General features: G+C 65.8%; 12 protein-coding genes. 4 read left to right on the forward strand and 8 right to left on the reverse strand.

What is annotated here, in order from left to right; all coding sequences use genetic code 11:
* Positions 1-84 precede the first annotated feature (84 nt).
* The 3 genes from K2W61_RS02495 to K2W61_RS02505 all read left to right on the forward strand — a co-directional run bounded on the left by K2W61_RS02495 (position 85) and on the right by K2W61_RS02505 (position 4,062).
* Entirely contained in the window at positions 85-2,415 is a 2,331-nt protein-coding gene (locus K2W61_RS02495; protein WP_236755014.1) for a TonB-dependent siderophore receptor, read from the forward strand.
* A 7-nt stretch (positions 2,416-2,422) separates the two neighbouring features.
* Positions 2,423-3,370 (forward strand): alpha/beta hydrolase, encoded by a 948-nt coding sequence (locus tag K2W61_RS02500; protein WP_236755015.1) that lies wholly within the window; start codon positions 2,423-2,425, stop codon positions 3,368-3,370.
* A 131-nt stretch (positions 3,371-3,501) separates the two neighbouring features.
* A complete protein-coding gene (locus K2W61_RS02505; protein ID WP_236756939.1) occupies positions 3,502-4,062 on the forward strand; it encodes a PIN domain-containing protein in 561 nt (186 codons plus the stop codon).
* 1 nt (position 4,063) lies between these two features.
* Here the strand turns inward: K2W61_RS02505 and K2W61_RS02510 are convergent, their stop codons facing one another.
* From K2W61_RS02510 to rpsO, 4 genes are all read right to left on the reverse strand, one after another.
* Positions 4,064-5,281: a threonine ammonia-lyase gene (locus tag K2W61_RS02510; RefSeq protein ID WP_175131342.1), complete on the reverse strand. Its 1,218-nt coding sequence runs from the start codon at positions 5,279-5,281 to the stop codon at positions 4,064-4,066.
* A 15-nt stretch (positions 5,282-5,296) separates the two neighbouring features.
* On the reverse strand, positions 5,297-6,025 hold the full coding sequence (locus K2W61_RS02515; RefSeq protein ID WP_175131341.1) for a hypothetical protein: 729 nt from the start codon (positions 6,023-6,025) through the stop codon (positions 5,297-5,299).
* Positions 6,026-6,235: 210 nt separating this feature from the next.
* The gene (gene pnp / locus K2W61_RS02520; protein WP_175131340.1) at positions 6,236-8,392 is read right to left on the reverse strand and encodes a polyribonucleotide nucleotidyltransferase; all 2,157 of its coding nucleotides are present in this window, start codon (positions 8,390-8,392) and stop codon (positions 6,236-6,238) included.
* A gap of 90 nt (positions 8,393-8,482) precedes the next feature.
* Positions 8,483-8,752, reverse strand: coding sequence for a 30S ribosomal protein S15 (rpsO, locus tag K2W61_RS02525; protein ID WP_006223612.1), 270 nt, complete (start codon positions 8,750-8,752; stop codon positions 8,483-8,485).
* A gap of 318 nt (positions 8,753-9,070) precedes the next feature.
* Here rpsO and K2W61_RS02530 point away from each other — a divergent pair, with 318 nt between their 5' ends.
* A complete protein-coding gene (locus tag K2W61_RS02530; RefSeq protein WP_236755016.1) occupies positions 9,071-9,589 on the forward strand; it encodes a hypothetical protein in 519 nt (172 codons plus the stop codon).
* A gap of 82 nt (positions 9,590-9,671) precedes the next feature.
* Here K2W61_RS02530 and pssA read toward each other — a convergent pair whose 3' ends face one another.
* The 4 genes from pssA to K2W61_RS02550 form a co-directional block, all read right to left on the reverse strand.
* A complete protein-coding gene (gene pssA, locus K2W61_RS02535) occupies positions 9,672-10,445 on the reverse strand; it encodes a CDP-diacylglycerol--serine O-phosphatidyltransferase (protein ID WP_175131338.1) in 774 nt (257 codons plus the stop codon).
* Between the two features lie 167 nt (positions 10,446-10,612).
* Positions 10,613-11,629, reverse strand: a complete 1,017-nt coding sequence (gene ilvC, locus K2W61_RS02540) for a ketol-acid reductoisomerase (RefSeq protein WP_006389118.1) — start codon at positions 11,627-11,629, stop codon at positions 10,613-10,615.
* A gap of 69 nt (positions 11,630-11,698) precedes the next feature.
* A complete protein-coding gene (gene ilvN / locus K2W61_RS02545; protein ID WP_006217868.1) occupies positions 11,699-12,190 on the reverse strand; it encodes an acetolactate synthase small subunit in 492 nt (163 codons plus the stop codon).
* Positions 12,191-12,200: 10 nt separating this feature from the next.
* Entirely contained in the window at positions 12,201-13,970 is a 1,770-nt protein-coding gene (locus tag K2W61_RS02550; protein ID WP_276512718.1) for an acetolactate synthase 3 catalytic subunit, read from the reverse strand.
* Positions 13,971-14,081 lie beyond the last annotated feature (111 nt).

Consider the following 14,081-nt stretch of genomic DNA (forward strand, 5'->3'; position numbering starts at 1 on the left):
TTCAAGCCAGCCGCGCTTTGCCTGCTTCTGTGCGCCGCCGCGCTCGCCGCGACGCCGCCTGCGCGGGCAGCGGAAAACGCCCCGGTGGATATCACGCTGCCAGCGCTGTCCTTGCAGGACGCGCTCCTGCGCCTGGGCCAGGCCGCCCGCGTGACCATCATCAGCGCCCCGCCGCTCACGGCCGGCAAACAGGCGCCGGCCATGCGTCTGCGGGGATCGGTGGCGGACGCGCTGCGACAGTTGCTACGCGGCAGCAAGCTGCGGGCCGTGCCCAACGCCAATGGCGAGGGCTACCGCATCGAACGCGCGCCCGAGCCCGTGGGCGCGGGCACAGCCATACTGCCCAGCGTGACGGTGCCCGGCCAGGGCATGGGCGACATCGGCCCGTTGGCCCTGGACAGCGGCCTGGGCACCAAGACCGCCACGCCACTCATCGAGACCGCGCAATCCGTGTCCGTGGTCAACCGCGAGCTGATGGACATGATCGGCGCGAAGAACACCGCCGAAGCCCTGCGCTACAGCGCCGGCGTCTCGGTAGGCTCGTATGGCGTGGACAGCCGCGTCGACGAGATTTCCGTGCGCGGCTTCCGCACGGGCAGCTTCGCCAACAACCTCTACCTGGACGGCCTGCGTCCGCCGGGCAGCAGCAGCGGCGCGACCGCCTCGGCCACCCAGTTCGACGGCTTCGGCCTGGATCGGGTCGAAGTGCTGCGCGGCCCCTCGTCGGTGCTGTACGGCCGGATCGCGCCGGGCGGGCTCGTCAACGTGGTGAGCAAGCGGCCCACCGATTACGCGCGCGGCGAGATCGGAGTCGGCACCGACACCGACGGCCTGGCCCGCCTGAACGCCGACGTCAGCGGACCGATGGGCGACTCTGGCGAATGGCTGTACCGCGTGGTGGGCACCGCCTATCACGCCGACACCCAGGTCGACTACGTGGAACTGAACCGCGTGATGCTGGCGCCCAGCCTGACCTGGCGGCCGTCGGCGCGCACGTCGTTGACCCTGCTGGCCAACTATCAGCAGGACCGCGGCGGCAGCACCTACCAGTTCCTGCCTTCCCACGGCACGTATCACGCGACCGCCTACGGCCGCTTCGGTTCCGACCGCTTCCTGGGCGAACCCGGCTTCAACCGCTACGACCGCACGCAATACGCCATCGGCTATGAATTCAGCCACGCCCTGACCGATCAGGTGAAGCTCGGCCAGAAGCTGCGCTACATGCGGGTGGATACCGACAACGCCGGCGTCTCGCGCCAGGGCGACCTGCAGGCCGACGGCCGCACGCTGCGGCGCACGGCGTCCAGCAACCAGATCCGCTCGGAAGGCTTCACGGTCGACAACAACGCCCAGTTCGATTTCGGCCTGGGCCGGACCGAACACACCCTTCTCACGGGCCTGGACTATCGCACCCAGACTATCCGCGTGGCGCAAGCGTCCGGCCGGGCTTCCTCGCTCGACGTCTTCGCCCCGGTCTACGGCAGCCCCGTCGTCATGAGCGCCATGACGCCCAGCCGGCGCAGCGACAGCGAGCAGACCGGCATCTACGCGCAGGACCAGATCCGCTGGGGTCCATGGGCCGCCACGCTGGGCCTGCGCCACGACTGGTCGCGGGACAATTCGCTGGTGCGCGCCACCGGCGCCAAGACGCATTACGACGACGAAGCCACCACGTGGCGCGCCGGCGCGGTCTATCTGTTCGAGAACGGCCTGGCGCCCTATGCCAGCTATGCCACGTCGTTTGAGCCGGTCAACGGGGTCGGTTTCGAGGACCGGCCTTTCAAGCCGACCGAGGGCAAACAGGCCGAGGTCGGCATCAAGTACCAACCGCCGGGTTCTCGCAGCATGATCACGTTCTCGGCGTATGAAATCAAGCAGCGGAACCTCACCACACCGGACCCCGATCCCACGCATTTGTGCAACGGCCGCCAATGCCAGGTCCAGACCGGCGAAGGCCGCGTCCGCGGCCTGGAGCTGGAAGGCAACTTCGCGCTGACCGACAACATCACGGTCGTGGCCTCGGCCACGCTGATGCGCAGCGAAGTCACCCAGAGCAATGGCACGGAGCAGGGCAACGAACTGCCGCGCGTGCCGCGCCGCAGCTACAACCTGTGGCTGGACTATCGCCTGCCACAGGACATCGCCCCGGGCCTGAGCCTGGGCGCCGGCCTGCGCCATACCGGCAGCAGCTACGGCGACACCGCCAACGAGTACCGCAGCCCCTCGGTGAACCTGATCGACGCCGCCATACGCTACGATCTGGGCGCGGTATCTCCCAGCCTGAAGGGCCTGAAATTCTCCCTCAACGCCAGCAACCTGACCGACAAGGAATATCTCGCAAGCTGCTCGGGTAGCGCCAGCTGCTACTACGGCGCGCGGCGCAATATCTCGGCGACCCTGAACTACAACTGGTAGGCCTCTCATGAAAAACAAGATCCCGCATCCGATTTCCGCCGCCGTGCTGGCGTGCATCCTGGCCACAGCCGCGCAAGCGCCGGCGGCCGCGCCGGACGCGCCGCTGCGTCCGGGCATGCAGCCACTGGGGGAAACCGTGGCCGATCGTCCCTCGGCGGTCTACCGCTACGAAACACACAATCTGGCATCGGACGACGGCAAGCGCCACTACCGTATCCAGATCGCCATCCCCAGAAAGGCCCCCGCTAGCGGGGGCAGCCCGGCGCTCTACATGCTGGACGGCAACGCCGCCCTGGCCACGCTGACGCCGGACGACCTGGACAAGCTGGGCCAGGGCCACGCGCCGGTGCTGGTCGCGCTGGGCTACGACGTCGACACGCGCAACGACGTCGTGTCGCGGGCCTATGACTACACCCCGCCAGTATTCGAGAACGGCAAGCCGGTGCCCGGCCCCGTGGTGCGCGGCCGCGTCGGCGGCGGCGCCGACATTTTCCTGGCGTTCATCCGCGCCCAGGTCAAACCGCTGGTGCGCGAACGCGCCGCCATCGACCCGGAACGTGAATACCTGTGGGGCCATTCATACGGCGGGCTCTTCGCGCTGCACGTGCTCTTCACGCAGCCGCAGGCCTTCTCCCGCTATATCGTCGGCGACCCCTCGGCCTGGTGGCACGACGGCGCGCTGATCCAGGAATGGCGGCGGTTCGACGCCCGCAAGGCCGCCGGCAAGCGGGTGGCCATCCTGGTCGGCACCAAGCCGCGCGATCCCAGCCGTCCCACGCCCGGCGGCGCTGTGCCCGCCACGAGCGAAGATCCGCGCGCCGCCGTGCGCGAGATGGCCCAGGGCCTGCAGTCGGCGGGCGCCGACGCCAGCTATGAAGCCTTCCCTCAGTTCGGCCACGGCGAGATGATCCGGGCGTCGCTGGAACGCGCGCTGGAAATCGCGATTCAGCCTTGAAGACCGGCCACCCAGCGCAAGCGCTTACACTGCACGGTCGCGGCCGCATCCCGGCCGCTCCGAACGCTTCGCCTGCCTTGACCATTCCTAACGCCACTCCGCCCTTCATCGTCCTGGACGCCTGCGTCCTCATGTCCGGCATCCTGCGCCGCCTGCTACTGCGCCTGGCCGAGGCCGGCGTGTTTCAGCCGGTCTGGACCGAACGCATCGGCGAGGAGTGGCGCCGCAATGCCTGCCGCATCTGGGACATTCCGCCCGAGGTCATGGCCGAATTCTGGGCCGAGATGAACGCCCGCTTCCCGCAGGCCAGCGAGCGCGACACGCAGGTCTACGAAGCCACGCTGCGCTACAGCGACCCCAAGGACTTCCATGTCATCGCCGCCGGCCTGGCGCGCCGCGCGCGCTGCGGCCTGCCACAAACACCCGTGGTGCAGGTGCTGACCTGGAACCTGAAGGATTTCAATCGCTCGGAGCTGCGCCGGCAAGGGCTGGACGTGTACAACCCGGACCGCATGCTGGCGCAGTGGTGGCAGGACGGCGCCGAGCGCATGCGCGCGGCCATCGCGCAGATTCCGGCGGACTACGTCGCACTGGGGCGCGACCCCGAGCCCCTGGGCGCGACCTTGCATCGCGAGCGGCTGTACCGGCTCAAGAACCAGGTGGGACGCGACCCGGAACTGGGCCGCGCGTGACTCAATGGTCGTGGTTGCTAGCCGCGAAACCGGCCGCATTCAGGATATCGATCACTTCCTGGATGTGCTCCGGGCCGCGCGTCTGCAGCACGAAGTCTACTTCCACGTTGCGCACCGGCAGTGAGGTGAACGCGCGCTGGTGATGCACCTCGGTGATGTTGGCCTGGGCGTCGGCGATCAGCTTGGTGGCGTGCGCCAGCGCGCCCGGCAGGTCGCGCAGGTCGACGCGGATGCGCGCCAGGCGCCCGGCGCGCACCATGCCGCGCTCGATCAGCTCGCCGAGCATCAGGGGGTCGATGTTGCCGCCGGTCAGCACCAGGCCGATGCGCTTGCCCTTGAACTGTTCGCTGCCCGCTTCCTGGGCCCGCAACAAAGCCGCCAGGCCGGCAGCGCCCGCGCCTTCGACCACGGTCTTCTCGATTTCCAGCAACACCACGATGGCATGCTCGATGTCGGCCTCGCTGACCAGTTCGATCTGGTCGACCAACTGGCTGACGATCGGCTGCGTCAGCGCGCCGGGCGACTTGACCGCGATACCTTCGGCGATGGTGTACTGGCCCTGTTCCATCGATACGCCCTTGACCGCGGCGTACATGGCGGGAAAGCGTTCGGTCTGCACGCCGATGATCTCGATACCCGGCTTGAGCGCCTTGGCCGCGGTGGCGATGCCCGCGATCAGGCCGCCGCCGCCGATGGCGATCACCAGCGTGTCCAGTTGCGGCTGGTCTTCCAGCATCTCCAGCGCCACCGTGCCCTGCCCGGAAATCACGGCTTCGTCATCATAGGGATGGATCATGATCAGCCCGCGCTGCCTGGCCAATTCGTAACCATGCGCCTTGGCGTCATCGAAGGTATCGCCGGCCAGCACCACCTCGGCGCCGAAGCGGCGCGTGTTGGCGATCTTCACGGTCGGCGTGAAGCGCGGCATCACGATCACCGCCGGCACGCCCATGCGCTGCGCGTGGTAGGCCACGCCCTGCGCGTGGTTGCCGGCCGACACAGCGATCACACCGGCGCGGCGTTCCTCGTCCGACAGCGTCAGCATGCGATTGAGCGCGCCGCGCTCCTTGAAACTGGCGGTGAACTGCAGGTTCTCGAACTTCAGCCAGATCTCGGCGCCGAAGATGTCGGACAGCGTGCGCGACAGGGTAAACGGCGTCTTGAGCACCTGGCCGCGCAGGTTCTCGCGGGCGGTCTGGATGGAAGCGATATCGATCACGATGAAAAAATCCTGTTAGCGCACCGGCAGGAAATTGAACAGCAAAAGCCCTTGCGCGTAATTGATGCCGATGCGCCGCGAGTTCTCGCCAAGCAGGTTGGCGATCAGATCGAGCCGGCCGATGATGGCGCCGAACTCGCGCTCGAAGCTGAGGTTGGTGGCCTGCGGTGAAATCTCGTTGGCCAGCAACAGCGGCTCGCCCAGGCTGTTGCGGCGCGACGCCAGCAGCCAGGCCGCCGCCTCGACATTCCGTGCCGCATTGTAGACCCGCTGCCCGTCGAGCGCGTCGGTGGCATACAGGCGCGTCTTGCCGTTGTGCGCGGCGATAATGGTGTCGGCCAGCCCGTAGATGAAGGCGCCGACGCGGTCGCCGCTGTAATTGGGATCGAGCGAGACGGCCAGGATCTGGATGTCATGCAGGCCGGCCAGATCGGCCGGCGGGACGCGCACCTCGATCGCATGCTTGACCCGAGCCACCGCGGTGGCATGGTCGGCCACGCCGGTCTTGCGCCATTCGCGGGGATTGCGCCGATAGAGCTTGTCCAGCAGGCTGTAGAGGCTGGCCAGGTTGTCGCGCACCTCAAGGGTGACGGTACGGTTGAAATCGGTCTGGACGAACTGGTCAGCCGACATGCTTTCGCCCTTGGGCGACCCCTGGCCCGGCCCTGGCGCGGACATGCATCCGGCCAACAGCGATCCCAGCAGCACGGCCGCCAGCGTGGCGTATCCTCGCCCTCGCGTCATGCTCGACCCATCCGAATCCCCCTTTTCGTGGCGCCCTTGCCGGCTCGCGCCGTGCTGGCGTTGGTATCACGCGCAAGACTTTACCGTAAGGCGCGCGAAGATGGGAGATACCCGGTATTCGAAGACGAAAGAAGATGAATCAAGGCCGCAGCCGGGCGTAAAAAAAACGGCGCCTGACGGCGCCGCTTTGCTCACGCGGAAAGGCCGGCCTTATTCGGCTTGCGGTTCCGCTTGCGGAGCGGCTTCGGCAGCAGGTTGCTGCTGCTCGATGCCGCCGATAGCCTTGATCGACAGGCGCAGGCGGCCCTTGTCGTCGGCCTCGATGACCTTGACGCGGACCTGCTGGCCGACCTTCAGCACATCGTTGATGTTGGCGATGCGGTAATTGGCGATTTCCGAGATGTGCAGCAGGCCGTCACGGCCCGGCAGCACTTGCACGATGGCGCCGAAGTCCAGCAGGCGCAGCACCGAGCCGTCGTAGATCTGGCCCACTTCGACGTCGGCGGTCAGCTCGACGATACGGCGCTGGGCTTCCTTGGCCTGCGCTTCGTCGACGCTGGCGATCACGATCGTGCCGTCGTCGGAGATGTCGATCTGCGTGCCGGTCTCTTCGGTCAGCGCGCGGATGGTGGCGCCGCCCTTGCCGATCACGTCGCGGATCTTCTCGGGGTTGATCTTGATGGTCAGCATGCGCGGGGCGAAAGCCGACAGCTCGCCGCGCGAACCGTCCAGCGCTTCCTTCATCTTGCCCAGGATGTGCAGGCGGCCTTCGCGGGCCTGCGCCAGCGCCACTTGCATGATTTCCTTGGTGATGCCCTGGATCTTGATGTCCATCTGCAGTGCGGTGACGCCGTTTTCGGTGCCCGCGACCTTGAAGTCCATATCGCCCAGGTGATCTTCATCACCCAGGATGTCGGTCAGCACGGCGAACTTGCCGCCGTCCAGGATCAGGCCCATGGCCACGCCGGCCACGTGATCCTTGACCGGCACGCCGGCGTCCATCATGGCCAGCGAGCCGCCGCAGACCGAAGCCATCGACGACGAGCCGTTGGACTCGGTGATTTCCGACACGATACGGATGGTGTACTGGAAGTCTTCCGGAGCCGGCAGCAGCGGGATCAGCGCGCGCTTGGCCAGGCGGCCGTGGCCGATTTCACGACGCTTGGGCACGCCGATGCGACCGGTTTCGCCGGTGGCGAACGGAGGCATGTTGTAGTGCAGCATGAAGCGGTCGCGGTATTCGCCCATGAGCGCGTCGATGATCTGCTCGTCCTGCTTGGTGCCCAGCGTGGCCACGACCAGCGCCTGGGTTTCACCACGGGTGAACAGGGCGCTGCCGTGCGCGCGGGGCAACACGCCCAGGCGCACGCTGATGGGACGCACGGTGCGGGTGTCGCGGCCGTCGATGCGCGGTTCGCCGTTCAGGATCTGGCCGCGGACAATGGCCGATTCCAGCGAGAACAGGATGTTGTCGACCGTGACGGCGTCCGGCGCCGGCTCGCCCTTATCGGCGGCGGCGGCGTTCAGCTTGGCCGAGACGTCGGCGTAGACTTCGCGCAGCTTGGTGGTGCGGGCCTGCTTTTCACGGATCTGGTAGGCGGCGTTCAGGCCTTCCTGGGCGGCCGCGGTGACGGCGGCGATCAGGGCCTCGTCCTTGGCGGGCGGCTGCCAGTCCCAATCGGGCTTGCCGGCGTCCTTGACCAGTTCGTGGATGGCGTTGATAACGGCCTGCATCTGCTCGTGGCCGTAGACCACGCCGCCCAGCATGATTTCCTCGGACAGCTGATCGGCTTCCGATTCCACCATCAGCACGGCGTTTTCAGTGCCGGCCACCACCAGGTCCAGCGCCGAGGACTTGAGCTGCGAAGCGGTCGGGTTGATGGCGTATTGGCCGTCGATGTAGCCCACGCGGGCGGCGCCGATCGGGCCATTGAAGGGGATGCCCGAGATGGCCAGCGCGGCGGACGCGCCGATCATGGCGGGAATGTCGGGATCGATTTCAGGATTGACCGACAGCGTGTGGATGACCACCTGGACTTCGTTGTAGAAGTCTTCGGGGAACAGCGGACGCAGGGGACGGTCGATCAGGCGCGAGGTCAGCGTTTCCTTTTCGGACGGCTTGCCTTCGCGCTTGAAGAAACCACCGGGGATACGGCCGGCGGCGTAGGTCTTTTCGATGTAGTCGACGGTCAGCGGGAAGAACGTCTGGCCCGGCTTGGCCTTCTTGGAGGCCACGACAGTGGCCAGGACGACGGTGTCCTCGATCGACACCACCACGGCGCCGGAGGCCTGGCGAGCGATTTCGCCGGTTTCCAGGACGACCGTGTGCTGGCCGTACTGGAACGATTTTGTCACTTTGTTGAACATGACGATTATTCCTTACAAATGAAAAACCGTGGCCGTCGCGACATGCGTCGCACCGACCACGGTTGCGTCATGGGGAGCCAGCCCCGTCGATCACTTGCGCAGACCGAGTTTTTCGATCAGTGCGCGGTACGAGTCGGGATTGCGGCCCTTGAGATAGTCGAGCAGCTTGCGGCGACGGCTGACCATACGCAGCAGACCGCGGCGCGAGTGATGGTCCTTCATGTGTTCTTTGAAGTGACCGGTCAGTTCGTTGATACGGGCGGTGAGCAGAGCCACCTGGACTTCGGGGGAACCGGTATCGCCTTGAGCGCGTTGGAATTGCGCAACGATATCGGATTTCTTGATGTCAGCTACAGACATGGATGACCTCTTCGGACATGCGACAGGGCCGAGGCGCCCTGACGTGGTTTGAAAAAAAATCGCTGCCGGCGAAAAGCATTATTGCGTTCTCACTGCTGCTTCGGGGCCACCCTGGAAACACCGGAAATCCCGGGCCAGCGCCCTGTTGGATTCCCATCCAGCCCAGCCCCGTTGCCGGCGCAAAGCATCTTGCAAAATCAATACACTTGATAAAGCCCGGCGATTATAGCCGATTCGCTAGAATTACCCCAGAGACAGCGCCGGCCCGCCGCCAGGCATCGCACCGCTGCCCCGCCGCAAGGCATCAGGAGCCACGATATGTCAAATTATTACAGAATTGCCCGCACCACCCTGGCCGCCGCGGCCCTCGCCGGGCTGGCCGCCTGTGCCAATCTTGCCCAGGTCGCCCCGGGCACCCCGCTGGCCGAGGTCCAGACCCAGTTCGGCCGGCCCAATTTCGAATGCCCGCAGGCCAACGGCGGTCGCCGCGTGATCTGGACGCAGCAGCCCATGGGCCAGTACGCCTGGGGCGCCAACGTCGGCGCCGACGGTCGGGTCGACCGCGTCATGCCATTGCTGACCGATGCCCACTTCAGAGTGCTGGAACAGGGCCAATGGGGCCCGGACCGCGTGCGCTGCGAGTTCGGCCCGCCAGCCCGCATCGAGGAAGCCGGCCTGGGCGAGAAACGCGAGGTCGTGTGGTCGTACCGCTACAAGGAAAACGGCGTCTGGAATTCCCTGATGTATGTCTACATGGGGCGCGACGGCAACGGGGTGACACACTTCCACCCCGGCCCGGACCCGATGTACGACGATGACCGCTTCATGTGGCGCTGATATGTGGCGCTGATCCTGCGCCGCCTGCCCAGCAAAAAACCCGCTCGCGGCGGGTTTTTTGCGTGAGGCGCCACACGTTCGGTCAGGACGACTGGCCGCGGCGCTCCTGCTGCAAGCGCCGGGCGCGGTTCCAGCGCCAGGCCCAGGTGATCCAGCCCGACAGGCCATACAGCACGAACAGGCCGAACAGCACCACCGGGGGATCGCTGGACACGAACACGAACACCGCCACCACCAGCAAGATGCCCCAGAACGGCACGCTGCGGCCCAGGGCAAAGCTCTTGCCGCTGAAGAACGGCGCGTTCGACACCATGGTGATGCCGGCGTACATGGTCAGCGTGAACGCGACCCAGGCCATCACGCTGTCGTGGATCGGCAGCTTGTTATCGACCGCCAGCCAGACGAAGCCGGCCACCAGCGCCGCCGCCGCCGGACTCGGCAGGCCCTGGAAGAAGCGCTTGTCCACCACCGCGATATTGGTATTGAAGCGCGCCAGGCGCAGCGCGGCCCCGGCCACGTAGACGAATGCCGCCAGCCAGCCCCAGCGTCCCAGGTCATTCAGGATCCATTCGTACATCACCAGCGCCGGCGCCACGCCGAACGACGTCATGTCCGACAGCGAATCGTATTGTTCGCCAAAGGCCGACTGGGTATTGGTCAGGCGCGCCACCCGGCCGTCCATGCCGTCCAGCACCATGGCCACGAAGATGGCGATCGCGGCAACCTCGAAGCGGTTGTTCATGGCCTGCACCACGGCATAGAACCCCGCGAACAGGGCCGCGGTGGTGAATGCATTGGGCAGCAGGTAGATGCTTCGGTGGCGGTTCTCGGAATCGCGCATGGAAAAATTGGGCATGGTCTCAATTACTTACGACAGACATTGAAAGGTTAACTCATCTGGCCCCGCAACGGGCCGCAGCAAGGGCCATGCCCGCGCCGGCACAAAAAAAACGGCATGCCTTCGCCAGGCATGCCGCTTTCGGCCGGCGCGCGCGGGGCGCAAACCCCGCGCGCACACCGGAATCAGTTCTTGGACTTGTCCACCAGCTTGTTGGCGGCGATCCAGGGCATCATGGCGCGCAGCTTGCCGCCCACCACTTCGATCTGCGATTCCGCGTTGATGCGGCGGCGCGAGGTCAGCGTCGGGGCGCCGGCGGCGTTTTCCAGGATGAACTTCTTGGCGTATTCGCCGGTCTGGATGTCCGTCAGGCACTGGCGCATGGCCTTGCGGGTCTCGTCCGTCACGATCTTCGGGCCGGTCTCGTACTCGCCGAATTCGGCGTTGTTCGAGATCGAGTAGTTCATGTTGGCGATGCCGCCTTCGTAGATCAGGTCGACGATAAGCTTCAGTTCGTGCAGGCACTCGAAGTAGGCCATTTCGGGCGCGTAGCCGGCTTCCACCAGCGTGTCGAAACCCGCCTTGATCAGTTCGACGGTGCCGCCGCACAGCACGGCCTGCTCGCCGAACAGGTCGGTTTCGGTTTCTTCACGGAAGTTGGTTTCGATGATGCCGGCACGGCCGCCGCCGTTGGCGCTGGCGTACGACAGGGCCACGTCACGCGCGGCGCCCGACTTGTCCTGGTAGACCGCGACCAGGTGGGGCACGCCGCCGCCCTGCTTGTAGGTGTTGCGCACCGTGTGGCCCGGGGCCTTCGGGGCGATCATGATGACGTCGATGTCTTCACGCGGCACGACCTGGCCGTAGTGGACGTTGAAGCCGTGGGCGAACGCCAGGGCGGCGCCGGCCTTGATGTTGGCGTGCACTTCCTTGTTGTAGACCGAGGCGATGTTCTCGTCGGGCAGCAGCATCATGACGATGTCCGCGGCCTTGACGGCTTCCGCCACTTCCTTGACCTGCAGGCCGGCGTTGGCGGCCTTGTCCCACGAGGCGCCGCCCTTGCGCAGGCCGACGATGACCTTCACGCCCGAGTCGTTCAGGTTCTGGGCGTGGGCATGGCCTTGCGAGCCGTAGCCGATGATGGCGACGGTCTTGCCTTTGATGAGGGAGAGGTCGCAGTCTTTGTCGTAGAAAACTTTCATGGGGTGCTCCAGATATCTTGGATTATTCGTTGGTTCGTATGTAGGGTGCGGCTTGGCCTGGAAGGCCGGTCAAATCTTCAGGATCCGTTCACCGCGGCCGATGCCGGACACGCCGGTGCGCACGGTTTCCAGAATGGCACTGCGGTCCAGGGCCTCCAGGAAGGCCTGTACTTTTTCCTGCACCCCGGTCAGTTCGATGGTGTAGGACTTGTCGGTCACGTCGATGATGCGGCCGCGGAAGATGTCCGCCATGCGCTTCATTTCCTCGCGCTCCTTGCCGACCGCGCGCACCTTCACGAGCATCAGCTCGCGCTCGATGTGCGCGCCTTCGGTCAGGTCCACGACCTTGACCACGTCCACCAGGCGGTTCAGGTGCTTGGTGATCTGCTCGATGACCTCGTCCGAGCCCGTCGTGACGATGGTCATGCGCGACAGCGTGGCATCCTCGGTCGGCGCCACGGTCAGGGTCTCGATGTTGTAGCCCCGCGCCGAGAACAGGCCGACCACGCGCGACAGCGCGCCGGGCTCGTTTTCGAGGAGGACGGAAATCACGTGCTTCATGGTGGCCTCCTTACAGGTCTTCAGAGCCGAGCAGCATTTCGGTCAGCCCGCGGCCGGCCTTGACCATCGGCCACACGTTTTCGGTGCGGTCGGTGATGAAGTCCAGGAAGACCAGGCGCTCCTTGTGCTTGCCAAACGCTTCGCGCAGCGCCGGTTCGACGTCGGCCGGGCGCTCGATGCGCAGGCCCACGTGGCCATAGGCCTCGGCCACCTTGACGAAGTCGGGCAGCGAATCCATGTACGACTCGGAATAGCGTGAGCCGTAGTCGATCTGCTGCCACTGCCGCACCATGCCCAGGAAGCGATTGTTCAGGCAGACGATCTTGGGCGTCAGCCGGTACTGATGGCAGGTCGACAATTCCTGGATGTTCATCTGGATCGAGGCCTCGCCGGTGATCACGGCGACGTCCTGGCCCGGATTGGCCATCTGCACGCCCATGGCGTACGGCAGGCCCACGCCCATGGTGCCCAGGCCGCCGGAGTTGATCCAGCGGCGCGGCTTGTCGAACTTGTAGTACTGCGCGGCCCACATCTGGTGCTGGCCCACGTCGGAGGTGACGAAGGCGTCGCCGCCGGTCACTTCCCAGAGCTTTTCCACCACGAACTGCGGCTTGATGACTTCGTCCGAGTTGGCGAACTTGAGGCATTCCTTGCCGCGCCAGACTTCGACCTGCTCCCACCACTTGGCGATGGAAGCGGGCTTGTGCTCGGCCGAGGCGGCCTCGTACTGCGCGCTCAGGTCGGCCAGCACATCCTTGACGTTGCCGACGATCGGCACGTCCACGCGCACGCGCTTGGAGATCGACGACGGGTCGATATCGATATGGATGATCTTGCGGGCGTTCTGGGCGAAGTGCTTGGGGTTGCCGATCACGCGGTCATCGAACCGGGCGCCGATGGCCAGCAGCACGTCACAGTGCTGCATCGCCATGTTGGCCTCGTAGGTGCCGTGCATGCCGGGCATGCCGACGAACTGGCCGCTGCTGGCGGGGAAGCCGCCCAGGCCCATCAGGGTGCTGGTGCAGGGCGCGCCCAGTTGCGACACGAGCTTGTTCAGCTCGGGCGCGGCGTTCGACAGGATGACCCCGCCGCCGGTGTAGATCATGGGCCGTTCGGCGGCCAGCAGCATCTGCACGGCTTTCTTGATCTGCCCCTGGTGGCCCTTGTTGACGGGCGCATAGGAACGCATCGAGATCTCGCCCTTGGGCGGGGTGTACTTGCACTGCGCGACGGTGATGTCCTTGGGGATATCCACCAGCACCGGGCCAGGACGGCCGGTGCGCGCGATGTAGAACGCGCGGCGCATGGTTTCGGCCAGATCCTTGACGTCACGCACCAGGAAGTTGTGCTTGACGCAGGGACGGGTGATGCCGACGGTGTCGCATTCCTGGAAGGCGTCCTCGCCAATGGCCGCAGTGGGCACCTGCCCGCTGATGATGACCATGGGGATGGAATCCATGTAGGCGGTGGCGATGCCGGTGACGGCATTGGTCACGCCCGGACCGCTGGTCACGATGCAGACGCCGACCTTCTGCGACGAGCGCGAGTAGGCATCGGCCGCGTGCACGGCGGCTTGCTCGTGACGAACCAGGATATGCTGGAATTTGTCCTGCTTGAAAATCGCGTCGTAGATGTAGAGCACCGCGCCGCCAGGGTAGCCGAAAACGTGTTCCACGCCCTCATCGGCCAGGCAGCGCACGACGATATCGGCGCCATTCATTTCCATGTTGTCATTCCTTTCAAAACCGGCCCTGCAACCCTGACTGCTGCGCGCCCGGATACGGCGGCAACGGAACCCATACCGGCCACGGCAACATGATCCGGCGCTTAGCGGCTCACGGAGCCACGCCACCCGGACACCCTGCCGACCCGGCATACGTTCGACAGAACG

This window comes from Achromobacter pulmonis (assembly GCF_021733725.1).
GTDB lineage: Bacteria > Pseudomonadota > Gammaproteobacteria > Burkholderiales > Burkholderiaceae_B > Achromobacter > Achromobacter pulmonis.